This is a genomic window from Chthonobacter albigriseus (assembly GCF_013839445.1).
Lineage (GTDB): Bacteria > Pseudomonadota > Alphaproteobacteria > Rhizobiales > Pleomorphomonadaceae > Chthonobacter > Chthonobacter albigriseus.
In genome coordinates, this window is record NZ_JACDIT010000006.1 from 94,136 (window position 1) to 119,964 (window position 25,829).

The window sequence follows — 25,829 nt, forward strand, 5'->3', positions numbered from 1 at the left end:
CTTATGCCAGTAGGCTGGTCTCCGGCTTCTGGATCAGAAGCAGCGTGGAGAGGTTGTTGAGGATCCGGTCGTTGCTGATCATCAGCTGCGCCGAATGGGCATCGCGCAGGTGCCGCCCGAGACTGTAGGGCGTGCCGTTCTTGTAGCCGAGGATGCCGCAAACGAGCATGGCGTGATTCACGATGGCCAAGACCTCCTGGGAGGTCGAGACCTTCAGGTTGTTCATCGCGACCGCGAAACTCATGGTGGACAAGGCGTCGGGATCCGACTTGGCTTCCTCGAAACGCTTGATCCCGGCGACAACGCTGGCGCGCATCGCCTGCAGCTGGTTGACGGCCTCGGCTAGACGCAGCGGACCGGGACCGGCGGCGCCGGACGGCTGGCGCCTTGCCGCTGCGCGCACGAAGGCCTGGGCCCTCGCCACCGCATCGGCCGCGATGCCGTACCAGAGCGCGCTCCACAGGATATGCGAGCTGGCCAGCATCGACTGGGCCGCGATCTCGGCGAAGGGCTTGGGAAAGATCTGCTCCGCCGGGAAATCGGCGACGAACTTGAAGCCTTCCGAACAGGTGCCGCGCATGCCGAGCGTGTCCCAGTCGTGGGTGCGCTCCAGCCTGTACTGGCCCTTTTCCACCACGCTCATCACCTGGTCCGACGAGGCGGCGTCCGCGGCGCGGCGCGAGGTGATCAGGATGGCGTCGGCGTGAGTGCCGTAGGAGATGACGGTCGCATCCTTCTCCAGATGCGCGTCGGGTCCGGAGACGGAGACGGCGCAGACCGAATTGCGCAGGTCGCCGCCGATGCCGGCCTCTGTGGTGGCGGACGCCAGCAGCAGCTGGTCGTTCGTCAGGCGCTGCATGAAGGCCCGATGCCAGGCACTGTCCTCGCCATGGGAGACCAGGCTCGAAACCTTGATCTGGTGCATCGCGAAGATCATGCCGGTCGCGGCGCAGGCTTGGCCCAACGCGCAGCACACTTCGGCGATGGCGCCGATCCCCTCGCCCTCACCGCCCAACTCCCTGGCGATCTGGATGCCGAGCAGCCGCTCAGCCCGCAGGGCGTCGATCGCCTCGCGCGGAAACCGCGCCTGGAGGTCGACATCGCCGGCATGCGCCGATGCGACGGCCGCGACGCGCTGAGCGCGTTCGGCGAGCGTACCGAGGTCGTGTCGGGCGAAGTGGGTCACTTTACGGTCTCTTGTTCGTGGACCAGCTTCTCCACGGTCGCCTTGATGGCCGCGATGCTGGCAAAGGACCGGCGGGTCAACAGGCTTTCCGGGAACTCAATGCCGAAGGCATCTTCCAGTCCAAGCATCAACTGCACCGAAGCAAAGGAGGAAAGCCCTGCCTTGTAGAGATCCGCATCGGCGTCGATCGTCGTGACATCGATATCGAGGGAGCCGTGGCGCTGAACAAGGCTTCGAATCTGGTCTTCCATGTCCCTGACCTGTCAATATTGCTGAGAAGGAATTTTGTTTAGATTGAACGGATTAATGCGCTCTTTTCCGCGGGCCTTCAACTCGGTCCGTCACTTACGCTTAACGGGATGGAGCCTTAGTCTGGAAGGCTACGAAACGAAGGTTGCGGCCTGATGGCGGGCGGAAGGCGCCCTTGTGAAACCGGAGCAGTGCGGAGGCGGAAGGGCGGCTATGGCGGTGTGGGTCTGAGCACGATGTCGGTTGTGCAAGGTCGTGGAACGGTTTCCTCTTCCGGACGGCTTGTCTCCTCGGTGGGACTGCCGGCGATCCTTTTCGTGCTGTTTGGTTTCTCCGGCGGCGTACTCTGGGTTCTCGGCTGGAACTACGAGGGCCTCACCGGCAGCGGCGCGACCAAGATACACCCGTCCACGTATCTGATCTTTCTGCTGTTCCTGGCGAGGGCCACACTTGCCGGCAATCCGGTCGGCTATCTCGCCCGCGCCGCGACGGCGCGTCCGGCCGGCGCCCTGCTCGCAATGGCCGGCGTGTTCCTGTTCGCCACCGTCGTGCTGCGCAACGGTCCCGGCATGGCGGGCGTGATCGACACCTATATCGCGCCGGGCCTCCTGGTGCTGCTCCTCTCCGATGCCGACGAGCGGCTTCTCTCCCGCCTGACGCTGCTGCTGCACGTGATCATGACGGCGAACGCGCTGCTCGGACTTGCCGAATACGTGCTCAAGTTCCAGCTGTTCCCCTATCGCTTCGACGGTGACGTGTTCCCCATGGACAAGCGGTCGTCCGCGTTCCAGGGCCACCCGCTGGTGAATGCGTTCGTCACCTCGATCTACACGCTGTCGCTGATGACCGGCGCCCGCGGACTGCCGGCGCCTGTGCGGTTCGCGCTCATCGGGTTGCAGATCCCCGCCCTGGTCGCATTTGGCGGCCGTTCCGCGCTGGTCGTCACCCTGGTGCTCGGCAGCGCCTACGGCATCTACGCGGCGCTCCGCCAACTGCAGACCGGTCGCGTGCAGCTGGTCGCCGTGGCGGCCGCCTTTCTCGCTTTCGCCCTGGTTCCGATCGGCATCGGGCTGCTGGCGACCGGCGGCTTTTTCGAGCCTTTCATCGAGCGATTCCTCAACGACGGCGGTAGCGCGAACGCGCGAGTGGAGATGCTTGGCCTATTCGACGACCTGTCGCTGCGCGAGATCATCGTCGGTCCGGACGTCGCGCTGATCGACAGCAACCGGCGGATTCTCGGCCTGGAGATGGGCATCGAGAACCCGATCGTGCGGATGACCCTCTACCAGGGAGCGTTCGTGACGGTCATCATGGCGATCGCTGTCGTGCTCTATCTCGGCGAGCAGGCCAAGCTCGCCCACGCCGGAGTCTGGTTGCCGTTGCTGGGGATCGCCATCCTGCTCAACACGGCGGAGAGCATCGCCTCCAAGACGAACATCCTCTCGAAATTCACGATCATCCTAACGCTGCTCTACGCGCGCCCCGGTTCGCGCGGATCCAGAACGGCGCGTGACGTCCCGGTGACCGCGAGCCGCCCGATCCGGCGCTAGCTGCCGGTCTCCCGACGCTTCTTTTCCGCGGCGGCGATGCTCTTCTTCACGGCGACGAAGCTGTCCGGCGTCACGGAGACGGAGTCGATGCCGCAATCGACAAGAAATCCGGCGAAGTCGGGCCGGTCGCTGGGCGCCTGTCCGCAAAGGCCGATCTTGGCCCCCGCTATCCGCGCGGCCTCGATCACGTGGCCGATCATCCATTTCACCGCCGGATCCTCCTCGTCGAACAGCGCGGCCAGATCTCCGGCATCCCGGTCGACGCCGAGCGTCAACTGGGTCAGATCGTTGGAGCCGATCGAGAAGCCGTCGAAGCGCTCGGCGAAAGCCGGGGCGAGGATCACGTTGGAGGGAATCTCGCACATCACGTAGACCTGCAGCCCGTTGCGGCCGCGCTCCAGCCCGTTCTCGGCCAGTACCTGGAGAACGCGGTCGGCTTCGCCGAGCGACCGGCAGAAGGGGATCATGATCACCACGTTGGTCAGGCCGATCTCCTCGCGGAGCATCCGGATCGCCCGGCATTCCAGCGCAAAGCCGTCGCGATAGCGGTCCGAATAGTAGCGTGACGCGCCGCGGAACCCGATCATCGGGTTCTCCTCGTGCGGCTCGAAGGCGGCGCCGCCGATCAGCCCGGCATACTCGTTGGTCTTGAAGTCGCTCATCCGGATGATCACCGGCTTCGGATGGAAGGCCGCCGCGATCCGCGACAGGCCGCGGGCGAGCGCCTCGACGAAGTAGGCGGGCTTGTCGGCATAGCCCCGCGTGAGCGCCACGATCGCCTTCCGCGCGTCCTCGTCCGTAACGGCATCGAAGCGGGTCAGGGCGACGGGATGCACCTTGATCGCGTTGCTGATCACGAACTCCATGCGCGCCAGCCCGACGCCATCGGCCGGGAGCTTCGCCCAGCGGAACGCCGCCGCGGGGTTGCCGAGGTTGAGCATCACCTCGGTCCGGGTGGGCGGGAGATCCTCAAGCGTGGTGGTGTCCACGGTGAAGGCGCCGATCCCCTCGTAGACGAAGCCCTGGTCGCCCTCGGCGCACGAAACGGTGACGTCCTGGCCGTCATGCAGGCGGTGGGTCGCGTCGCCGGTGCCGACAATGGCGGGCAGACCCAGTTCCCGGCTGACGATCGCCGCGTGGGAGGTGCGTCCACCGTGATCGGTCACGATCGCCGCGGCGCGCTTCATGATGGGCACCCAGTCGGGATCCGTGGTGCTCGTCACCAGGATCGCACCGTCGGGGAAGTCTGCGATGTCACGGGCGCTTTCGATGACCTTGACCCGGCCGGTGAGCACCGCCTCCCCGATTGCAAGCCCCTTGACTGCGACGGGACCCTTCCCGGTGATGCTGTAGGTGCGGACCTCGGTCAGCGAGCGGCGCGACTGGACGGTTTCGGGCCTCGCCTGGACGATGAAGAGTTCGCCCGTCTCCCCGTCCTTCGCCCACTCCATATCCATGGGGCAGCCGTAGTGACGCTCGATGTCCCGCGCCCATCGCGCCAACCGGAGGATTTCCCCATCGGCCAGGACGAAGGCGTCGCGCTCGGCCCGGGAGGTGGGCACCTGCCGGACCGGTCGCGAGCCGGTGCTGTCGTAGATCATCTTGATCGCCTTGGCGCCGCGTTTCTTGTCGAGGATCGGCTTCAGGGCGGCATCGTCGAGCAGCGGCTTGAAGACGGTGTACTGGTCGGGATCCACCTGCCCCTGGACGACGGTCTCGCCAAGGCCCCAGGCGGCGTCGATCAGCACGACCTTGTCGAAGCCGGTCTCGGTGTCGATGGAAAACATCACGCCGGAGCCGGCGAGGTCGGACCGGACCATCTTCTGGACCCCGATCGACAGGGCGACCTGAAGATGATCGAAACCCTTCGTCTGGCGATAGCTGATGGCCCGGTCCGTGAACAGCGACGCGAAGCAGCGGCGGCAGGCATCCAGCAGCGCGTCGGGGCCGCGGATGTTCAGGAACGTCTCCTGCTGGCCGGCGAAGCTGGCGTCGGGCAGGTCCTCGGCCGTCGCGCTGGAGCGGACGGCGACATCGGTGGCCTCCACCCCGTAGCGTCTCGACAGCTGGGCGTAGAACTCCAGGATCTCGGCGGCGATCGGCCCCGGCCAACTGCCGCGCAGGAAGGCCTTGCGGATCATCGTGCCAGCCTCGGCCAGGTCGATCACGCCCTTCTGCCAATCGGTCATGGCGGAGGCGATCAGCGGCGTCAGGTCGTTGTCCCGCACGAAGGTCCGGTAGGCGCTGGCGAGCGTGGCGAAACCGCCCGGAACGCTGACGCCCTTCTCGCCGAGCGTGCGCACCATCTCGCCGAGCGACGCGTTCTTGCCGCCGACGGTCGGGACATCCCCCCTGCCGAGTTGCTCGAACCAGGCTGTATAGGTCGCTTCGGACGTCATGGCGATTTCCTCCCGATGGGCAGTCGCCGACGTGCCTGGCGGCCGCGCTTCCTGGACGTGAGAGGCATGGTCGCATGCGGGCAGCAGAATGCGTTTGATCGAGCGCAATCGCCGGGCGGCCGAAGCAGTCCCTGGCGTCAGGTGCCGAAGCGGCCGAGCGCCGGAATCTTGAGGCCGGGCCGCGCCAGGTCCAGCCCGGCGACAGCGCCCATGATGTTGAGCTCCACCCCTTCGATCCACGCGACGGTCGCCCCTACGTAGCCCGCGATCGAAATGCGGATCCCGGTCCGCGACGGCGTCAGACCGAACCAGCGCCCGTCATGCGGGTAGTCGCGACCGAGGGCCGTCGGCGGCAGGGCCGTCTCGATCTCCGGAACCGCGGCGATGATCGCGGCGACGAAGGTGTTCGAGTTCGGGCCCGGCCAGGCCCGGTAGTCGCCGCGCTTGGCGTAGGCGTAGTCGGATATCGCCGCTCGGATTCCGGGGATCATCCGCTCGGCGGCATCGCCGTCGGCCGCAAAGACGAGGTCGGGCATGCTGCCGAACCATCGCCCGTCGGCGACGAACCCGTTCACCCGGATGGGCTCTCCCCAGGCAGTGTAGTCGTAGCGTTCGTAGCTGGTCGCACCTCGTGGCTTGATGACGATCCAGGAATGGGTCGCGAAGATCCCCCGCCATCGCACGGTTCGGGCGGAGAAGATGCGGACCACCGCCTCGGCCTGCGGCGGGTTCGGCAGCAGTCCGGCACTCGACCGGTCCGCGCTGCGCCAATCGGCCGGGCGGTCGGCGATGCTGTAGACGAGGGCCGAAATGGCGATCGGCACCAGATAGATCACGACGAACCCGATCAGAACCCACCGCAGAACCGTGATCATCCGGCATCTCCCGCCAGCATCGCCTCTAGGCACGACCTGGGCGTCCGCTCTGCGTTGTCCAGGCCTGTGTCTCGACAAACCTCAGGATCGCGCCTTTTTTCCGGCGTGACGGGAGCAGTGGACAATGGGCCAGACACGCGCACGACCGGCAAGGAATTCCGCGTAGAAACCGCCGGCGTTTGGGGTGGCCGACCGTCGGTTCAACCGCGGTGCGTGGCTGGCTGAGCCTGCGGATCCGCGCCCCCGGCCCAGGTGTCCGGCCGGCCACCGCGCAGCCGCACGGCCACAAGCCGCCGGCAGGCAACGAGGACGACCAGTTCGGAAACGGCCGCGCCGGCCAGGGCATAGGCGGTCGGCACCAGCCAGAGGAGCAGGATGACGCTGGTGAGGCTGGTGACCGCAGCAACGAAGGTCGTGATCGCGATGGCCCGGAAGTCGCCCAGGACCTCCAGCGCGGCCCACGGAACCACGTAGAGCAGCGCTGCCGTGTAGATCACCCAGGCGAAGAAGCACAGCGCGAAGACCGGCGCGTCCTGGAGGGCCGGCGTATGGATGAAGGGAGTGACGGCGGCGGCCATGGCGCCGTAGGCCACGGTCCCTGCGCAGACGATCAGCGTCCAGTAGCGGATAAGTCCTTTTGCCGCCTCGGTTTGCCCACGCGACAGAAGGCTGGAGAGTTCCGGTTGAGTGAGGTTGACGAGTGCGGTCGAGACCAGCCGCAGCGGGGCGAAGAAGACCATTGCTGCGGCGATCGGGGCGTAGGCTGCAGGTCCGGAGGTAGCCGTGACGAGAAACGCTATGCCCTGCGCCTGCAGGTTCGACGTCGTGATGCCAAGGCTCGACCAGACCAGTTGCCGCCAGATCGCCCCGTAGCGCCGGCGGGCGGCTCTGCGGAAGCTGAGACGGACCGGCTGGCGCACCAGCGCAAGCATCACCACGATCCCGACGAGGTTGGCGACGACCAGCACCTCGATGATATGGACGAGCGTATCGCCCCCGAACCACAGCGAGAGGGCCGTTCCGCCCGCGCCGGACAGCGCGAAGGCGAGATCGCCGATCGTCGCCTCTACCCGGCGGCTCCGGGCGAAGAATGTCGACCGCAGATGGCTGCGCAGCGACCAGAGCGCCACGAAGGCGCCGCCCGCAACCTGTCCGGCCTCCAGCCAAAGATGAAGCAACAGCCCCGCGATCCCGCCCGCCAGGATCGAGATCACCACGGCGGCGGTCCCGAACGTAATGTCGTAGGCCGTCACGGCATGGCGTGTCGTGCTCCGCGCGATCCGGATGGTCGCCGGCATGCCGGTGAGCGAACGCACGTAGGTCAGGCCCAACCCGCCGATCACCATCAGCAGGGCGAAGATGCCGTAGTCCCTCGCCGAGAGGAGGTGCATCAAGAGAATGTTGAGCGCGAAATGAAAGCCGCTCTGGATAGCCTCTCCCCCGACCATCACGCCGAAATGCAGCATTCGGGCAGGGAGGAGCTTGCCGATCATGGCGCGCCCAGAGCCTTCTGGGCGGCCTTGGGAGAGGCGTTCGCGCCGACAGCCAGTTTCGCGGTTGCGATCTGCCCGAGCAGACGGTCGGCGACGTCTTCGGCAAACAGCTGCTCGTAGCGGGTTCGACCGGCAGCCACCACGGTGGACAGGTCCGCAGGCTGCAGGAGAATGTGCTCCAGGCGCGCGGCCAAGGCCTGCGGATCGCCGGGGGGAACGAGCCAGCCCGTCTCGCCGTGGACGACGACTTCTGTCAGCCCTCCGATCGAGGATGCGATCGGCGGACGGCCGTTCGCCATGGCTTCGATGGCAACCCGGCCCAGACTTTCCGGGCGTCGCGACGGCACCACCACCACGTCGGCCCAGCGGTAGAGCTCCGCGGGATCATCCCGGAACGGCTCGGTGCGGACGACTGCCGACAGTCCCAGCGTCTCGACGAGCGCCTCGAGGTCCTTCTCCGCGTCGGGGTTTTCGAAGGCGCTTCCAACGAGCCGGGCTTCGACACGACTTCGCAACGCGTCCGGCAGCCGCGCGATGGCTTCCAGAAGAACCTCCTGGCCCTTGATGCGATTGACGCGCCCGAGCAGGAGAAGCCGGAGCGGCCGGCGGCCATCGTAGGTCGTCGGGTACGGCGCGGCCGGGCCTGGCACCCCGTTGTAGACGACATGCTGCGGGATGGATCGAGGCAGTCCGAACGCCGCCTTCGTCGCCTTCGAGTTGAAGATCAGCTCGGCTCGGCTGAAGCGGGCGAGAAAGCGAAGCACCTGCATTGCCCGGCCCTCGCCGATCTCGTGGATGTGCAGGAGTGTACGCCCGGGAAAGAAGCGGGACACGAGCGCATAGTCGAGGACCACGGACGTGTTGACATACACCAGGTCCGCCGATCGATACCGCTTTGCAGCACGAAGCAGAGCAGCAGGTAGAGTCGCCAAGCCGGCGGTGAGGAGCTTGGACAGGCTGCTGCGGCGCAGGATCCACAGCGGCTCGAAGGTCAAACGGACCGGCAGCCCCGCGAACAGGCTGATGATGGGCCCTTCGCGGGGAAGGACCACCTCGATATCGGCTCCAGGAAAATGACGGGCAAGCGTTGCCACGCTTTCGGCAAAGCTCCGGTCGGACCCGTAGCGCTCGTAACCCTGGTGTATGCACGCAATTCGCATCGATTCACCAGTTTTCTCCGACAGCCGCGACCCCTGAATTCGCTCCGACGATTTGTCGTCACTTGCAGCTGACAGAGGAGGCAGGCGGCGATCCATTGCTGCAGTTGTGAGGCCAACATCGCTAAACTTTCAAGCGGATTCGCTGTGTTTTGTAGGGAGGTACGCAGTAAACTTTTCGAATGGTAACCGGCCGCGGATGAACGCTTCCAAGGTTTTGCCGCGTCATCGCCGGGGCGCGCGAAACCTGCACGCCTCGGGTGCGTCTTGCACGGGGCCGCCTCAAGCGGCATCCTGGCCGGCGTCCATGATGATCGTCCCCGCCGTTCCGGCCGGAGGAGCAGCGCCCCTCATGCAGATCACCCGACGCGTGGTTCTCGCGGGAGCCCTGGCGGCTCCAACGGTCCTGCTGACGCGGCCGAGCCGGTCCGCCTCGAGGGCGTTGCGGTTGCGGCGGGGCGTCAACGCCTGGCCGTGGTTTTCGCTGACGCGCGAATTCCCGGCGCCGCGCACCGACTACGGCGATCCCGTCTATCAGGAAGGCCGCCCGGTTCCACATGTCGAAGACCTGATGAGGCTCGCCGAAGCAGGCTTCGACTTCGTCCGTCTCCCGGTGGACCCCGGTCCGCTGATGGCAAGCACGGCCACTCGGCGCGATAATCTCCTTGGCGCTGTGATGACCGCGGTGGATCAGATCCTGGCCGCCGGCCTTTCCGTGGTCGTCAACCTCCATGGCAACGCCGCGACGCACCACTGGAACCCGCAACGGATGTACGGCGGCCTTGATGCTCCGGAACGGTCCGGCTTTCAGGCGTTGGTCGGCGAATTCGCAGCCCGGCTCGCCAGCCGCGATACGACGCGGATCGCCTTCGAGCCCGTCAACGAGCCGCCGCAGTCGTGTTCCGGATCGGACTGGAACGACCTTCAGGCTTCCATTCTCGAACAGGCGAGACAGGCTGCTCCGCAGCTCACCCTGGTTGCGACCGGCGCCTGCGGCAGCATGATCGACGGGCTGCCAAGCCTCGACATCGAACAGCTGAAGAGCCTGGAGCCGCTGTTCTACACCTTTCACTTCTACGAACCCTACGTGTTCAGCCACCAGGGAGCGCCGTGGATGACCGGCGAGCCGATCTACCGTTGGCTGAACGGGGTTCCGTGGCCGGCGTCGGCAGGGTCGCGAAAGAAGACGCTCGCGGCGGTACGCAAGCGGATGGCGGCGGCCGCCGACGTGCCCGGAAACGTGAAGGACGCGGTTTTCTCCGAGATCGAAGAGGTGCTGCGCGTCTACTTCGAAGCCGATCCCGCGCGGTGGTTCGTCGATCAGTATCTCCAGAAGGTCGGCGCCTGGGCAGACGCCCATGCGATACCGCGCGAACGGGTCCTTCTCGGCGAGTTCGGCGCGCTCAGGACCGACGAGCTGTATCTGGCAGCCGCGGCCGCGGATCGGGCCCGCTATGTCAGGGACGTGCGCAAAAGCGCGGAAGCCCACGGGTTCGCCTGGGCGTTCTGGAATCTCTTCGACGGCATGGGATTGATGGACGACCGGACACGCGAGTTCGACAGGTCGATCCTCGCCGCGCTGGGCGTCAGGAATCCGGACTAGGAGCCCGCGGACTCGCTCAGTGCGTGTCGCCGGATCCGATCAGCACCACCCCGGTGACCGATCGGCCGATCAGCGAGATCGTCCGGACCGCACCCTTGACGTCGCGTTGTGCGGACGTGCCGAGTTCGGCAACAACCAGGATATCGTCGAGGGCGTCGGCGAGCGGTGCCAAGGCGATGTTGTCCGAGGCGGCTCCACCGTCGACGAGAACCAGATCGAAGTGCACACCGGCCTCCGTCAGGATGCGTCTTGCCTGAACGCGCGCGATCCGATCCATGATCGGTCCTGAGGCACGTCCAAGGGGCATGACCGCGAAGCCGGCGCCGCCGTTGATGCGGATGGCGTCCATCACGCCGCTCTCGCCGCGCAGGATATCGAGCAGTCCGGGCTGCGAGCCATGGCGGCCGCCGGCGGCGTTCGCGTCGATCAGAAGAACCCGGTCACCGCGGACGGACGACGCCGAGGCGATCTGGGCAGCCACCTGATGACGCTGCGGCTCGTCGCGGCGGCCCGACGTCAACAGGATGGTGCGAAGGGTGTCCGTCGAAGGCGCCCCAGAAGCGCGGTCCCCGATCCGGGCGAGAACGAGCCCTGCGGCATTGTCGGCCGACGCCGAGCGACGCGCGCGTTCGCTGCGGACCTTGGGGAGAACGCCGAGAACCGGGGCTTGGGCGATCGCCTCCGCCTGGCCGATCGACAGAAGCGACGGCGACCCGAACTCCCGCAGGAAGGCAAGGCCGGCGCCGATCCCGACACCCGCACCGATAGCTCCGACCAGGAGCAGGCTGAGCCTCGGCCAGCTCTTCTGGTTCGGCGGCAGGGCCTCCCCGATCACCCGGACGTTGGTGCTGTTCACGTTCGCCTGCTCGCGTGCCTCCTGGGCGCGGACCAGGAAGGCGGAATAGACCGACTTGACGGCATCCAGATCGCGCTGCAATTCGCGCAGGCGAACCGACGTCTGGTCCACGGCGAGCGACTGCTGCTTCAGGCTCTCAAGCTTGGCGGCCAGTTGCTGCTCGTTGGCGACAGCCCTGTCGTAGTCCGCCCGAGCTGACAGCGCCACGCGCTCCAATTCGCCCGTGACCGAGCGACGCACCTGCTCCAGCTGGGTACGGACGGCGATCAGGGACGGATGGCGCGGGCCGAGCCGGCTGCTGAGGTCGGCCTCGCGCTGCGCCAGCGTGCTCTCCTGCTCGCGAAGCTTGGCGACGACGGCCGACTGCATCGCTTCCGAGGTCGCTCCCGATGCGGTGCCGGCAGCTGCCTGTTGCTCGATCTGGTCGATCTGCGCCTTCAAGGTGGCGACGCGATTCTGGGCTGCGGACAGTTGCTCGTTGACGTCGGCGAGCTGGCGTTCGCTGACCAGCTGGCCGCTCGCCATCACCAGGTTGTTCTCGGAACGGTAGGTCTCGACGGCGTTCTCGGCCGCCTCCACCGCCCGGCGCTGGTCTTCCAGGCGCGCGGTCAGCGCTTCGGAGGCTTCGCGCGCCGCCCGGGAGCGGGCCTCGCCTTGATCGGCCAGGTAGGCGGCGGTGATCGCGTTGGCGATGCGCGCCGCCTTGTCCGGCGACTTAGCCGTCGTGGTCACCTCGATGACGAACACCTTGTCTGCTCGTTTCACCGCAAGGCGACGTCGCAGATTGGCCAGTGTCTTCACCTCGACGGACGTGAGGTTGGGAACCGATTCCTGGCGGCCGAGCATACCTGCCACAAGGCTGGTCATTTCGCCGATGAGGCTCGTTCCGTTGAACTCCTCGTCCTCGGTGAGCCGGGTCTCCTGGATTGCGCGCAGCAGCACGCCGCTCGACTGGAGCACGCTGACCTGGCTTTCCACCTGGGTGATGCCGCCATCGGAGGCGATCATGCTCGGGTTGAGGGCGTTGTTGACGATCTGGCGGTCGCGCGGATCCACCAGCAACTGGGCAGTGGCAGAGTAGAGCGGCGGCGTCACCAGACTGTAGAGAACGGCGAGCCCTGCAAACAGGACGACGGTCACCACCACCCACATGCGCCTGTGCCACAGGATGCGCCAGAGGTCCTGGATCTCCACGCCGCCATCGTCCGATGCCGCGGGCAAGGAGCGGCTGGGCAAATCATCTTCCCGGAAACGGTCGGTGATCGGCGTCATGGTCATGGTCATCAGCCAGCTCGAAAAACATGTCGCCGGGGAAAAGGGGGATCCGGCTCTCAGATGCGTAAAAGTTTACATGACCATTGCTTAGCCCAATCGAAAGATTCAAGTGATATCCCGGAACACAGTGAACGGACGCAGTGAACCAAAACGCCAGCGCGCCAGGCGGTGCGGTCAGGTCAAGAATGTCGAAACCACGCAGATCTTGATGGTGCCCGCAAAGATGATGTCGACCGTCTCTCAGACAGAAGTTTCCAAGGATCCCACGCGGGCGAGAACCTTTGTGGTTCGGCTGCCGAAGGCGGGCGGCAGGGCCTGGCACCTCACGCTCCTGGAGGCCCTCGCGTCGAACCCTAAGCTCCACGTCGGTATCGATTGGGCCGAGGAGACGGAAGCCTGGCCGGCCGAGGTGGACGCGCTGTTCCAGCTGGAAGCCACCCTCTTCGGCATTCCGCGGCCCGGGCCGCTGACCCGGCTGCCATGCGCCGCCTTCGAGCGGTACCTCGCACCGCCGACGTCGGTCGTGGATGTCACCATCGACTTTTCACTCGACTCGGCCGAGCCTGCCTCGAGCCGGGCCTGGCGCCTCCGCTTCGACGGCCAAGAAGGTCCCGTGGCGCTGCTCGGCGCGGTCATGGCGGGTCACACGCCCCGGGTGACCCTTGAGGCGAGCGGACAGGTGATCGCCGCGGGACGGGTGGGAAGCGAGCGGACCGGTGTCGTCCTCGCCACCCTGGAAGACATGCTGGAGCGGATCGTCACGATGATCGCGGCCGCGGCGAAAGGGATCCCGACCGCCGCGCCGCCGTCCCTTCCGGACACGTCGTCCGAAACGCCGATCGCCGCGCCAATCACCGGCAAGTCTGTCGCCGTCCGGTCGGCCAAGACGATCGCACGTGCCGCGGTCCGGATGATCTACCTGGCAGCGACGCGGTCCCCGCATTGGCGCACCGGCTGGCGCCGGGCGGAGGGCGGAGATCTCTTCGATCTTCGCAGGCACCCTGATACCGGATGGGCTGACATCCCGGACGACGGTCGACGTTTCTACGCCGACCCGTTTCCGATCGAGCACCGCGGCAAGCTTACGCTTTTCGTCGAGGATTTTCCCCACCGCACCGGGAAAGGGATCATTTCGGCGGTCGAGTTCGGTCCCCAGGGACCGGTCGGCATCCCGCGTCCCGTTCTGGAACTTCCGGTCCACCTCTCCTACCCCTTCGTCTTCGAAGCGGAGGGCGAGATGTGGATGATCCCCGAGACGTCGGGGGCAGGTACGGTGGAGCTGTTCCGCGCGACACGTTTTCCGGACGGATGGACACGCGAAAGCGTGCTGGTTTCAGGCGTCACAGCCAGCGACGCGACGCTCGTCCATCATGGCGGATTGTGGTGGATCTTCGCTACCGTGCGCGACGGCGGCGGCTCGTTCTCCGATGCACTCCACCTCTGGTCGGCTCCGGACTTTCGCGGCCCCTACACCGCGCATCCGCGCAACCCTGTGCTCGTCGACATCGCCTCCGCCCGCCCAGCCGGTCGGATTGTGGAGCGGGGCGGCGCCCTGTTCCGGCCGGTTCAGGACTGCCGCAAGGGCTACGGCGTGGCGCTCGGCATCGCCCGCATCCTCAAGCTGGACCAGGACGGCTTCGAGCAGTCTGTCGAGACGATCCTGACCGCGGGCCCGGCGTGGCCGGGCCGCCGCATCCACACCCTGAACGCTGCCGGTGGATTGGAATTCATCGACGGCTCGGCGATCGCCCCACGTTGGAAGCGGCGACGCGGATAGCAACTCTTCCCGAACGCGAAAAGGCCGGCGCTTCGGCCGGCCTCTGCATGGTTTCGATCGGCGTTCGCGTCAGCCGAAGAGGCGGAGTGCGGTCTGGTCGGCCTGGGAAGCCAGGGACAGGGCCGTCGAGGAGAGCTGCTGCCGGGTCTGCAGGGACAGCATGTTCGCGCCTTCCTCGTTGGTGTCGGCGAGCACGAGAGCATCACCGCCGGTCTGCAACGTGTTCATCATCATCTTCGTGAAGCTCGTGCGGTTCTCCACGATGGAGAGGTTCGAGCCGAAGGCCGACGACTGCGAGCGGATCGTGTTTAGCGCTTCCGCCACGTTGGTCAGCAGGGTGTCGATGTCATCGTCCTTGTCGAGTTCGCTGGCGGAGACGTCGGAGAGGCCGAGCCGAGCGGCGGTGATCGCTTCACCGTTCTTGGTCTGGATCTCGATGGTCGAGGTGCCGATCTCGTTGAACGTGATCGTCAGCTTGTCGCCGCGCAGCAGGTTGATGCCGTTGAAGGACGAGTCGTCGGACAGCTTGTCCAGCTGGTCGCGCAGTTCGTTGAACTGGTCGGCGAGGTTCTTACGGACCTGGTTGCCACCGATGGTGACGTTTTCCTGCTGGGCCGAAAGACTGTCCTGGATCTCCATCGCGAGCGCGGTTGTCGAGAGGTTCTCGATCCGGAGCTTGCCGTTGTTGTTGGAGGCCCGGACGCTCTCGGCAGCGATGGTGTCCGCGTTGATGGCCGCTACCAATTCGTCGACGCTGGAAGCATCGTCCGCCGCCGCCGCGACGGTGCCGGTTCCAAGCCCGAAGTCGGACAGGTTGTCCACGCCCTGGCTGTCCACCGACGCGATCGTGAGCGTCCGCAGGCTCGAGGCCGTGATCCGGATTTCACCCGCCACGATGGTGGCGCGGATGCCCTGCGACCCGTTTTCGGAGTTGCGCAGCGCGTTGTTGATCTTGTTGGCGATCTCCTTAGCCGAGTCGCCCGCCTTGATGTTGACCTCGACGGAGTCCAGCGCGCCGCCGTTATCATCCGTCATGCCGATGGTGATCGTCGAGTTCTCGACGTTCGCGACATCGAAGCCGGTCGATTCCAGGGAGTTCAAGGTCACGCTGTGGGCGGCGGCGAACGAACCGACCTTGTCGGCGTCCGTCGCAAAGGCAACGGTGCGCCAGGTGTCGGTCGTCTCGAACTCGAAGGATTCGGTCTGGAACGACTTGTCCTGCCGGGCCTGGCGCAGCGTCGACTGCATCGATTCCAGGTTCTTGGTGATCGATGTCAGACCGTTGTCGGCCGTCTCCAGCGTCTTGATGCCGTTCGACATCGCGTCCAGAAGGTTCGACAGGTCCTTGGACCGCGCGCTCAGGGCATACGCCGTGAAGAAGTTCGTCGGGTTGTCGAGCGCGGTGTTCACCTTCTTGCCGGTGGCAAGGCGGTTCTGCGTCACCGACATCATCGAAGCGGTGTTCTGGAGAGACAGGAGATTCTGGCGAACACCTGCCGAAAGTGTGACGTTCCCGGCCATGGTACAGGGGTTCCTTCCCGGCTAGCTGCCTCGTTCTGAGGTGTGGTTAATCATCTCGGGAAATGGCTAATGGGAGATTAACCTTAACGCTTCTTTTTGCCGGGCCTCGAGATGCCGAGTTTTCCCGGCATCTCAGCCTCGGCGAGCAGGCTCCTGGCCCTGAACCTTTGTGGAAAAATGCCAGAACTCTGCCCGGGCACCGTCGACCGGCGACGCATGCATGCATTCTGCTCCGGCCGTTTTGCAAAAAATGCAGCACGGGCGAACAGGGCCCGACGTGCTGGTAAGCCCGGCATTGGAACTGCACGCACCCGGGTGCGCGGGATTCGATTCGCCCAGTGCGAATCACCAGCGAATCAGCTCCCCGACAGAACGCGGCGAAGGCCTTTTCCGGGGCAAGCAGGATCTGTTGCAGCCTGCATTAACCCGCATCGACTAGCTTTGCTGCATGGAACGATCAGGAGGCAGCGAACCGATGGCTGGACAAACGCTCCAGCTCGCCGAATTGCTCGGAGCGCTCAGTCGCGCCCTGGACCTGACGGAGGGGCAGCCGCCCGGCCACTGCGTCCGCTGCGCCTGGATCGGTGTGGAAACCGGGCGGGCAATGGGAATCGAAGGGACCGCCCTGCGCGATCTCTACTACACGCTCCTCCTCAAGGACCTCGGCTGCAGCAGCAATGCCGCGCGAATCTGCGAGCTGTATCTGACGGACGACCTCCAGTTCAAAAGTGACTTCAAAAGGGTCGGCGACAGCCTTCCCCAAGTGCTTCGTTTCGTGCTCTCGCACACCGGACTCAAGGCCGGCTTGGCCGAGCGGTTTCGAACCGTGCTTCAGATTGTCCGGAATGGCGGACAGATCGCGACCGAACTTATCGAGACCCGGTGTCGGCGCGGAGCCGAGATCGCGCGAAAGATGCGATTCTCCGAAGCGGTGGCGCAGGGGATCCTGGACCTTGACGAGCATTGGAACGGCGGTGGCCGCCCGGCTGGCCTGTCAGGAGCGTCGATCTCGCTGTTTGCCCGCATCGCACTTCTGTCCCAGGTCGTGGACGTGTTCCGCACGACAGCGGGGCCCGATGTGGCGATGCGGGAGGTCATCAGGAAATCTGGAACCTGGTTCGACCCGGCGGTGGTCGCCGCCTTCCAGACCGCTGCGTCCGCTTCCGGCTTCTGGGACGCCCTGGCCGCTCCCGACATCGAACAACGGGTGCTTTCGATGGCGCCCGGACAGGTCGAGGACGTGGTCGACGACGATTACCTCGACGATATTGCCGAAGCCTTCGCCAAGGTCATCGATGCGAAAAGCCCATACACGAGCGGCCATTCCGATCGTGTGGCTCTGTTCACCGATATGATCGCGGAGGAAATCGGGTTCAGCCCGGACCGTCGCCGCTGGCTGAAACGGGCCGCGCTGCTGCACGATATCGGCAAGCTCGGCGTCAGCAACGCGGTGCTCGACAAGCCAGGAAGGCTCGATGACGAGGAATGGCAGGCGATGCGCCTGCACGCGGAGTATTCCGAACTGATCCTGTCGCGGATCGGAGCCTTTGCCGAACTGTCGCGGATCGCCGGCGCTCACCACGAGAGACTCGACGGGAAGGGCTATCCGAAGGGGCTGACGGCGGAAGCGATCTGCCTGGAGACGCGCATCATCTCGACAGCCGACGTGTTCGACGCTCTGACGGCCGATCGCCCCTACCGCGCGGCCATGCCGGTCTGGAAGGCGCTGTCGATCCTGAAGGAAGGCGCCGGAACAGCCCACGATCCGATCTGTATCGAGGCTCTGGAGACGGCGATGGCCCGCATCGGCGCGACTGCGGCGGCTTGAGCCGTTGAAGATTGAGCAGAAATCGACGCGACACGAGATGGGAGGTGTCGTCCGTCACCACCGGCGCGGAAGCTGCGATCTCCTACGCAAGACCTGAAGAGACCGCCCGAGCTTCCGTCCGGCTGAGTCGACGACGCAAAACCACCTGCCGACGCCGGGACTATGCGCGACGATGGTTGCCAAACCCTTTCCGCGTTCGATCAAATCGTCAGGCCGTGGCCAATGCGCCGGGAATGCAGACTGTCTCCCGGGTGCCGCTCTCCAGCCAGAGGTCGAGGAAACGGTCCAGCCAGGCCCGGACGGCGGCGTCGTGCATGGCGCGGCCATGGAAATGGGCGTGCCGGGCCTGTGCGCCGGGACTGGTCAATCGTTCGGCGCCCCGGACGCACCACCGGTTCATCATCGCCCAGGTCAGTTCAGGGTGGAACTGGATGCCGAAGGCAGCCGGCCCGACGCGGATCGCCTGGTTGGGAAAGGTTTCCCCGCTGGCCAGAAGTTCGGCACCCGCGGGAAGATCGAAGCCCTCCCGGTGCCACTGATAGACCTTGCTCGGCCAGTCCATGAAGGCCGAGCCCGTCTCCGTGGGCTCCAGGCCGTAGTAGCCGACCTCGACATGCCCGTCGGAATGCGGCGCGACGCGCCCGCCGAGATGGCGGACCAGCATCTGCGCCCCGAGGCAGATGCCCAGATACGGCTTGCCTTCCGAAAGCGGCACCGCGTGCCAATCGATCTCGGCCCGGACATAGTCGTCGGGATCGTTGGCGCTCATCGGGCCGCCGAAGATCACGGCACCTGCGTGTTCGGCCAGCGTTGCAGGAAGCGGATCGCCGAAGCGGGGACGTCGGATGTCGAGCAGGAAGCCCCGTCGTTCCAACGCCTGCCCGACGCGTCCGGGGCTCGACGTCTCCTGGTGCAGGACGATCAGGATCTTCGGGCTGGGCCCGTCAGTCATGAGGTCGGTTGCTGAAACGTGTCGCATGGTCCGAAATGTGACGCGGCGGCGATCGGCGATGGGCGCCATTGCACCGCAGCATGCGCCCAACAGTCATGAACTTGCAAGCTTCGCCTCGATCCGCTTACGGAGTCGTATACGGTCGCGAGACGACACGCCGAGGAGTTCGGCCACCCGCCAGACGATGTTGTCCTCGAACTCGTGCACGTTGCCGTCGGCGAAGATGATCTCCCACATCAGCTCGATCACCCGTTCGCGTCCGGGATGATCCAGCGAGCGCTTGAGGACGCTGGTGAAACCGTAGAGGTCCACGGCCTCCAGATCGCGTTCACGCGCCTCCTCGATCAACTGGTCCGCCTCCGACCGGTCGAGTCCGAAGGTGGACATCAGCGCGGCATGCAGGGCAGCCCGTTCGCGCGGCGAGATCGCGCCATCGATTGCAAGGGTGTGAACCAGGAGCGCAGCCGTCGCCAACCGTTCGTCGAGCACCTCGGGTGCGTCGGGCCGGCCCGTCAGGTCGGAAATCAAGGATCGAAGAGCATCAAACATCGAAAAGGAGCCCAGCCCGGTCAAGTATCAACATGATCTTCGAACAAATGGCCAACGGATTTGTGCCGTGCAACGTCTCACGGCGTCACGATTGCGCGATTGGTGTGATGGCGCTGCATCGTGAGATCTTGCGGAAGGAGTCGGAGAGGGTGTCGTGCATCTTCTGGGCGCTGCTCGATCGATCCTGCCCATTGTTCATGCTTCACCGCTCCGGATGAAAGTCGGACACTCCGGAGCCCACTCGATTCACCTGCAGCGGAGTCCCCGGTTGCCGGTGGATATGCTCGCGTCGCCGCGGTCGGCGCCATCACACGGCGGAGAAATCTGATTCCATGCCAGCCTCCGGCGTCGCCGCGCGGTTCCCGAGTGTTCCTGTCGACCTGCCTGCCGGCGAGTTCGTGGTCCGGGGCGTTCGTCTCCCGGGCCGTGCGGACCTGCAGGACATTTCGGTGTCCAAGGGGCGGATCGCAGCGATCGGGCACGAACTCGCCTGCGATGCGCCGGCGGTCGACGGGCGCGGGCGTCTGCTCACCGCCGGGCTGGTGGAGACCCACATCCACCTCGACAAGGCCGGCATCATCGGGCGATGCCAGATCTGCGAGGGAACGTTGGCGGAGGCGGTCGCCGAGACATCGCGCGCGAAATCCGGCTTCACCGTCGCGGACGTCTACGACCGTGCCGCTGCGGTGGTGGAGGCAGCCATTCTCGGCGGGACCATGCGCCTCCGGACCTTCGTGGAGATCGACCCGCGAGCCGGCTACCGGTCCTTCGAGGCGATCAAGGCGGTACGCGACCGGTTCGCTCCGGCGATCGACATCGAGATTTGCGCCTTCGCCCAGGAGGGCCTCAGCAATGATCCCGGGACGGAGGAGATGCTGGACCGGGCCCTCAACGAGGGCGCGGACCTGGTGGGCGGCTGCCCCTACACCGACCCGGATCCGGCAGGGCACATCGCGCGGATCTTCGAGCTTGCCCGCCGCCATGGGGTAGCTGTCGATTTCCATCTCGACTTCGATCTCGATCCGACGGGATCGAACCTGCCGAGGGTGATCGCCGAAACGGAGGCGCGCGGGTGGGGCGGTCGCGTTTCGGTGGGTCACGTCACAAAGCTATCCGCATGGCGTCCCGACGCATTCGACGCGATCGGGCGACGGATGGCGCAAGCCGGCGTCACCGTGACCGTTCTTCCTGCGACCGATCTCTTTCTGACCGGCCGAGACGCCGACCATCTCATTCCGCGGGGCGTCACGCCGGCGCACCGGCTCGCGGCACTCGGCGTCACCGCGTCGATCGCCACCAACAATGTGCTCAACCCGTTCACGCCCTTCGGCGACGCATCGCTGATGCGAATGGCGAACCTCTATGCCACGGTCGCGCAGGCCGGAACCCCGGAAGCCCTCGACACGGTCTTCTCACTGGTGGCGGATTCGGCTGCGCGGCTGCTGCAGCCGACCAGCCCCTACGGTGTGGTGGTGGGCGCGCCCGCGGATCTCGTGCTCTTCGATGCCGCTTCGCCCGGCGAGGCGGTTGCACGGATCGCGCCGGCTCTGATGTCCTGGAAAGCCGGCCGGCCGGTCATGCACAGGCCTCCGGCGCGCACCTACTGGTGACCGCGTCGCCTCTCAGCCGCGGTTCGCCGGACTGGCGAGCACGAAGTTCTCGGCGATCGTCCGGCCGCGGCGGTAGACGGTGCGTTGCCGCGGAACGCCGACGACGGCTTCCGGGACGTGTTCCGCCGCCAGGCAGACGAAATCGGCGGGCTTGCCGATCGCGATGCCGTAGTCGCCGGAGATCCCCAAGGCCGCGGCTCCGGCGGCGGTGACGACGTCGAAGGCGGCTTCGAGATCCGGGTCCGTGTAGAACCCGGATCGGTAGCCGATCATGTTGGCTCGGTTCAGCATGTCGCCGTCGCCATACGGCCACCAGCTGTCGCGAATGTTGTCGCTGCCGGAGAAGACGGTGACGCCCGCGGCACGGAGAAGGGCTACCGGCGGGAAAGGATGGTTGCCGGGTGCGTTGGTCATGATGGCCACCCCGGAGGCGGCGATCAGATCCGCGGCTTTCTTGGCAGCGGCTTCGGATACCTCGCCAAGCCCGTAGGCATGGCTGACCGCCACGCGGCCTTGCATGCCCAGCGCGCGGGTCCGATCGCAGATCTGCTCGATCTGGAACACCCCCAGCATGTGGGGGTCGTGGAGGTGGATGTCGACGCCGACGCCTCGCCGCTCGGCGATGTCGAAAACCACGTCGAGCTGGCCCTCGATGTCGCGGTCGAGCGTCGCCGGGTCGAGCCCGCCGATGACGTCGCACCCCATCGCGATCGCCTCGTCCAGGATTTCGACCGATCCGGGGGAAGACAGGATGCCGTTCTGGGGAAAGGCGACCAGCTGGATGTCGATGAGATCGCGATAGGTTTCCCGTACCGGCAGGATCTTCTCCAGGTGCGACAAGCCTGGCCCGGCGTCCACATGGACGTGGCTGCGCATGCGCAGGGTGCCCGCGGCAAGGCAGAGATCGACCTGGCGGGCGGCGCGATAGTCCATCGGCGCAGCGGTCGCGAGGTTCTCCTCCTGGAACGCCACCCGCTCCCTCACGTCGAAACCGTCGGTGCACGGTTTGTGGGGCCTCCAGCTATCGCCGATGAAGCTGGTGTCGAGATGGATGTGGCCTTCCACGAAGGGCGGCACCAGGAGGGCACCCGCGAGTTCGACGACCGACGTACCCTCAAGGACGGGCAAGCGGCCGACCGGCTCGATCGCGGTGATGCGGCCCCCGGCGACAAGAAGATCGATCGCGCGACCGTCCGCCATCCTCGCGTTCTTGAACAACGTGTCGGCCAAGACCTGTCCCTTTCCTGCGTTTCTCCGCACAGCCATGTCCGCCGCGATCCCGCTGGGGTGGACGAACCGGCTCGCACCCGCAGCCCTGCCAGGCCCATCAACGGCGCCGCGAGTCATGAAGCGGAGCAGCGGACGCCCAATGATTGCGCTTGATCCGGGAGACGGAAGTCCGACACTCGCCCAGGCCCGCGGGGGTGTCCAGACATTCGTTGCGCCCCGAACCCTGATCGAACGAGAGGAACACACCCGTCGTGACCGAAACTTCTTTTCTCATTCGGGCCAAGGCGGTGGTCAGGGGCGTCTCCGCCGCGGGCCTGGCGGAGGTCGAGGAGAACGCCGCCCTCCTGGTCCGCGACGGCGTGATCGCGGAGATCGGTCCGGCGGACGATCTGGCCAAGGCTCACCCCGGTTGCACCGTATTCGGAGGGCCGGATGTCGTCGCGGTGCCGGGGCTCGTCAACGCCCACCACCACTTCGGCCTGACGCCGATCATGATGGGTGTACCCTTTGCACCGCTGGAACTCTGGCTACCGCAGTTCCGGGGCATGCGGTCGGTCGGGCACCGGCTCGACACGCTCTACGCGGCGATCGAGATGCTGGAAAGCGGGACGACCACCGTGCAGCACATCCAAGGCGGGCTGTCAGGGCCGGAGGAGACCTGGTTCGACACGGTGGATCCGGTCGTCGAGGCCTATCGCGAGATCGGGATGCGGGTCTCCTGGTCCTTCATGCTCCGGGATCGCAACCAGCTCACCTACGAGGCGGACGAGACCTTCCTCGCCCGCCTGCCGGCCGACGTCGCCGCGCATTTCGGTGCGCAAGTCCGCTCGGCCCTCGCCCCGGTCGAATGGCACATGGCCTTCTTCGAGGAGGCGTCGAACCGCTGGCGAGCCCGCGATCCCGACCGGGTTCGCCTGCAATTGGCGCCGGCCAACCTGCATTGGTGCACGGATCCAACGCTGGAGGCGATTTTCGACACGGCACGCCGGCACCGGGCGAAGGTGCACATGCACCTGGTGGAGACCGAACGTCAGGCCGCCTATGCCCTGACGCGGACTGGCCGGTCGGCCGTCGCGCATCTGCACCACCTCGGCTGCCTGGGGCCGAACGTGACGCTCGGGCATGGCATCTGGACAAGCCCGGCGGATTTGGACCTTCTGGCCGAACACCGTTGCCAGGTCTGCCACAACGCGAGCTCCGGACTTCGCCTGGGCAGCGGCATCGCACCGGTCACCGAAATGCAGAAGCGCGGAATCCGCGTCGCCCTCGGCATCGACCAGTCGAACCTCGACGACGATCGGGACATGTATGCGGAGATGCGGCTCGTGTTCGCCCTGCATCGGCCTTCGACGATGTTCGGGCGGACGCCCACCCCGGCGGAGGTCTTCCGGATGGCGAGCGAGCATGCCGCCGCTACGACCGGGTTCGAAGGCCGGATCGGACGGCTCGATGTCGGAATGGCCGCCGACGTGGTGACCGTCGACTGGAAGACCGTCGCCCGACCGCATGTCGAGGCCCGGACGCCGTTGCTCGATGCACTCGTGCTGCGCAGCCGCAAGGACATGGTGCGGAGCGTTTTCGTCGGAGGGCGGGAGGTCGTGCGGGACGGACGCGCGATCGGGGTCGACCGGGAGGCCGTCATGGCGGAGATCGAGGCGCGGTTGGCGCGACCGTTCACGCCGGCTGAAGCGGCAGCCCAGAGCATGGTGGAGCAGCTGATGCCGCATCTGGACTCCTGGTATCGAGCATATCCCGACCATGGCGACACGCGACCCTATCGCTACAACGCGATCGGTGATGAATGAGGGATGCCGGCCCGCACCGGGTCGACGGCGGCGGTCTGCGATCATTCGGGCCGGCAGCCTTTGTGCCGTCTCGCAAATGGGGGTACGCCTTTTTCGCGGGCGCGGCCGACCCGGCGATCGATCGCCCGACAAGGAAAGCGCATGGTTGAATCCGATGGATCCAACGAACTTCGCGGCGCCAGTCTCGTCGACGGGACAACCGATGGCGTCATCCTGGGGACCGACCTGGAGCTCAGCTTCTGGGGTGGCGTCGATCCGGCGAGCGGCGAGATCATCGACCGACATCATCCCTTGAGCGGCCAGTTGCTGACCGGAAAAGTCCTGGCGGTGCCCGGCAGCCGGGGATCCTGTACCGGCAGCGCCGTGCTGCTCGAACTGCTGCTGAACGGCAAGGGGCCCGCGGCGATCCTGGTCGCCCGTCCGGACGACATCCTCACGCTCGGGGTCGTCATAGCGGCAGACGTATTCGGCCGGTCGATCCCGGTCATCGCGCTCGAACCGGATGGGTTCGCCTTGGCGGCAACAGCGCCACACGCCCGGATCGTCGACGGCCGTGTTTCCCTTTCCGCCCGTGCCGAACCTTTCGCCAAATCGGCGGACGAGGCCGCGCCGGGAGCGGCACCAGCCAGTCGCGCCGCCGTTCGCCTCACCGCGCGAGACCGGGCCATCCTCGGCGGCGCCGAAGGCCGCGCGGCGCAGGCGGCGATGCGCATCGTCGTGCGGATGGCCGGTCTCTACGGGGCCGAGCAGTTGGTGGACGTCACGCAGGTCCATATCGACGGCTGCATCTACACCGGACCCGGCTCCCTCAGGTTCGCCGAGCGGATGAGAGACTGGGGCGGACGGGTTGCCGTTCCGACCACGCTCAACGCCATCTCGGTCGACCATCGGCGCTGGCGCGACCAGGGGGTCGACCCGGCCTTCGCTGGTCCGGCCAGCGCGCTTGCGGACGCTTATCTGGCCATGGGCGCCGCCGCCACCTACACCTGCGCGCCCTACCTGCTGGAAACGGCGCCCGGAGCGGGGGAGCAGGTCGCCTGGGGCGAGTCCAACGCCGTCGCCTTCGCCAACAGCGTGCTGGGCGCCAGGACCATGAAGTATCCGGATTTCCTCGACCTCTGCATCGCGCTGACCGGACGTGCTCCGCTTGCCGGGGCGCACCTTACGTCCGGTCGCCGGCCCACCATCCGGATCGAGGTAGCCCCGGTCGACGCGTTCGACGATGCGTTCTTTCCGCTTCTCGGCTACCACGTCGGCGTTCTCGCCGCCGATCGTATCCCCATCGTGACCGGGCTCGCGGAGACGGCTCCGTCGAGGGACGACCTGAAAGCGTTCGGTGCCGCCTTCGCCACCACCTCCGGCGCACCGATGTTTCACATCGTCGGGGTCACCCCCGAGGCGGCAGGGCACGATCCGTCGAACGACCGCGTAGGAACGATGCAGACGGCAGCGGTCGGCGTTGCCGATCTTCGGCGAAGCTGGGCGGAACTCGATAGTGCGCACGGCCGACCTGTCGGCCTCGTCGCGCTCGGTAATCCGCATCTTTCGCTTGCCGAGATCGAGAGGCTCGCAAGCCTGTGCCGCGGCCGCCGCAAGCACGCCGAAGTGTCCGTCGTGGTCACGTCCGGACGCGCAATTCACGAGAAGGCGGTTCACGCAGGTCTGGTTTCCGAGCTGGAAGCATTCGGCGTCCGGTTCGTCACCGACACCTGCTGGTGCATGATCGGCGCACCGTTGATCCCGCATGGGACGGGCTGCATCATGACCAACTCGGCCAAATATGCGCACTACGGTCCCGGGTTGACCGGCAAACGCTTCGGTTTCGGCAGCCTGGAGGCGTGCGTGGAAGCGGCCTGCCGAGGATCTGCGCCTGCACAGCTTCCAGCGTGGCTGCGCGACAGCGGGTGACAAAGC

The 25,829-nt window shown here is 66.2% G+C and carries 18 protein-coding genes; 7 read left to right on the forward strand and 11 right to left on the reverse strand.

Features of this window, described 5'->3' with window-relative positions; all coding sequences use genetic code 11:
• Position 1: 1 nt before the first annotated feature.
• Together HZ321_RS15880 and HZ321_RS15885 are read right to left on the reverse strand one after the other, a co-directional pair.
• A complete protein-coding gene (locus HZ321_RS15880; protein ID WP_181703368.1) occupies positions 2-1,186 on the reverse strand; it encodes an acyl-CoA dehydrogenase family protein in 1,185 nt (394 codons plus the stop codon).
• Entirely contained in the window at positions 1,183-1,437 is a 255-nt protein-coding gene (locus HZ321_RS15885; RefSeq protein ID WP_181703369.1) for an acyl carrier protein, read from the reverse strand. The genes HZ321_RS15880 and HZ321_RS15885 overlap by 4 nt, the downstream gene beginning before the upstream one ends.
• A 315-nt stretch (positions 1,438-1,752) precedes the next feature.
• Between HZ321_RS15885 and HZ321_RS15890 the strand changes: the two genes are divergently transcribed.
• Entirely contained in the window at positions 1,753-2,985 is a 1,233-nt protein-coding gene (locus tag HZ321_RS15890) for a VpsF family polysaccharide biosynthesis protein (RefSeq protein ID WP_181703370.1), read from the forward strand.
• Here the strand turns inward: HZ321_RS15890 and ppsA are convergent.
• The 4 genes from ppsA to HZ321_RS15910 form a co-directional block, all read right to left on the reverse strand.
• On the reverse strand, positions 2,982-5,384 hold the full coding sequence (gene ppsA / locus HZ321_RS15895) for a phosphoenolpyruvate synthase (RefSeq protein ID WP_181703371.1): 2,403 nt from the start codon (positions 5,382-5,384) through the stop codon (positions 2,982-2,984). The genes HZ321_RS15890 and ppsA overlap by 4 nt on opposite strands.
• 137 nt (positions 5,385-5,521) lie before the next feature.
• Positions 5,522-6,259 (reverse strand): DUF3750 domain-containing protein, encoded by a 738-nt coding sequence (locus tag HZ321_RS15900; protein WP_181703372.1) that lies wholly within the window; start codon positions 6,257-6,259, stop codon positions 5,522-5,524.
• A gap of 200 nt (positions 6,260-6,459) precedes the next feature.
• Positions 6,460-7,752 (reverse strand): polysaccharide biosynthesis protein, encoded by a 1,293-nt coding sequence (locus HZ321_RS15905; protein WP_181703373.1) that lies wholly within the window; start codon positions 7,750-7,752, stop codon positions 6,460-6,462.
• The gene (locus tag HZ321_RS15910; RefSeq protein WP_244635920.1) at positions 7,749-9,008 is read right to left on the reverse strand and encodes a glycosyltransferase family 4 protein; all 1,260 of its coding nucleotides are present in this window, start codon (positions 9,006-9,008) and stop codon (positions 7,749-7,751) included. Before HZ321_RS15910 ends, HZ321_RS15905 begins: the two co-directional genes overlap by 4 nt.
• A 253-nt stretch (positions 9,009-9,261) precedes the next feature.
• Between HZ321_RS15910 and HZ321_RS15915 the strand changes: the two genes are divergently transcribed.
• A complete protein-coding gene (locus tag HZ321_RS15915; protein WP_181703374.1) occupies positions 9,262-10,512 on the forward strand; it encodes a glycoside hydrolase family 5 protein in 1,251 nt (416 codons plus the stop codon).
• A 16-nt stretch (positions 10,513-10,528) separates the two neighbouring features.
• Here HZ321_RS15915 and HZ321_RS15920 read toward each other — a convergent pair whose 3' ends face one another.
• Positions 10,529-12,652, reverse strand: coding sequence for a GumC family protein (locus HZ321_RS15920; protein ID WP_244635922.1), 2,124 nt, complete (start codon positions 12,650-12,652; stop codon positions 10,529-10,531).
• Between the two features lie 274 nt (positions 12,653-12,926).
• Between HZ321_RS15920 and HZ321_RS15925 the strand changes: the two genes are divergently transcribed.
• Positions 12,927-14,420, forward strand: coding sequence for a glucosamine inositolphosphorylceramide transferase family protein (locus HZ321_RS15925; RefSeq protein WP_342343861.1), 1,494 nt, complete (start codon positions 12,927-12,929; stop codon positions 14,418-14,420).
• A gap of 69 nt (positions 14,421-14,489) precedes the next feature.
• On the opposite strand, the gene HZ321_RS15930 is transcribed toward HZ321_RS15925, so the two are convergent.
• Positions 14,490-15,941 (reverse strand): flagellin N-terminal helical domain-containing protein, encoded by a 1,452-nt coding sequence (locus HZ321_RS15930; protein WP_181703375.1) that lies wholly within the window; start codon positions 15,939-15,941, stop codon positions 14,490-14,492.
• Positions 15,942-16,389: 448 nt separating this feature from the next.
• On the opposite strand from HZ321_RS15930, the gene HZ321_RS15935 reads away from it, so the two are divergent.
• Positions 16,390-17,769, forward strand: a complete 1,380-nt coding sequence (locus HZ321_RS15935) for an HD-GYP domain-containing protein (protein ID WP_425305411.1) — start codon at positions 16,390-16,392, stop codon at positions 17,767-17,769.
• A gap of 208 nt (positions 17,770-17,977) precedes the next feature.
• Here the strand turns inward: HZ321_RS15935 and HZ321_RS15940 are convergent, their stop codons facing one another.
• Together HZ321_RS15940 and HZ321_RS15945 are read right to left on the reverse strand one after the other, a co-directional pair.
• Positions 17,978-18,721 (reverse strand): glutamine amidotransferase, encoded by a 744-nt coding sequence (locus HZ321_RS15940; RefSeq protein ID WP_181703377.1) that lies wholly within the window; start codon positions 18,719-18,721, stop codon positions 17,978-17,980.
• Positions 18,722-18,814: 93 nt separating this feature from the next.
• Positions 18,815-19,270, reverse strand: coding sequence for a tellurite resistance TerB family protein (locus tag HZ321_RS15945; protein WP_181703378.1), 456 nt, complete (start codon positions 19,268-19,270; stop codon positions 18,815-18,817).
• Positions 19,271-19,602: 332 nt separating this feature from the next.
• Here HZ321_RS15945 and HZ321_RS15950 point away from each other — a divergent pair, with 332 nt between their 5' ends.
• The gene (locus HZ321_RS15950; protein WP_181703379.1) at positions 19,603-20,880 is read left to right on the forward strand and encodes an amidohydrolase family protein; all 1,278 of its coding nucleotides are present in this window, start codon (positions 19,603-19,605) and stop codon (positions 20,878-20,880) included.
• A gap of 12 nt (positions 20,881-20,892) precedes the next feature.
• On the opposite strand, the gene HZ321_RS15955 is transcribed toward HZ321_RS15950, so the two are convergent.
• Complete coding sequence (locus tag HZ321_RS15955; RefSeq protein WP_425305412.1) at positions 20,893-22,110, reverse strand: amidohydrolase family protein; 1,218 nt, start codon at positions 22,108-22,110, stop codon at positions 20,893-20,895.
• Between the two features lie 251 nt (positions 22,111-22,361).
• Here HZ321_RS15955 and HZ321_RS15960 point away from each other — a divergent pair, with 251 nt between their 5' ends.
• Together HZ321_RS15960 and lhpI are read left to right on the forward strand one after the other, a co-directional pair.
• Positions 22,362-23,915 (forward strand): amidohydrolase family protein, encoded by a 1,554-nt coding sequence (locus HZ321_RS15960; RefSeq protein WP_181703381.1) that lies wholly within the window; start codon positions 22,362-22,364, stop codon positions 23,913-23,915.
• A gap of 141 nt (positions 23,916-24,056) precedes the next feature.
• On the forward strand, positions 24,057-25,823 hold the full coding sequence (gene lhpI, locus HZ321_RS15965; protein ID WP_181703382.1) for a cis-3-hydroxy-L-proline dehydratase: 1,767 nt from the start codon (positions 24,057-24,059) through the stop codon (positions 25,821-25,823).
• Positions 25,824-25,829: the final 6 nt, after the last annotated feature.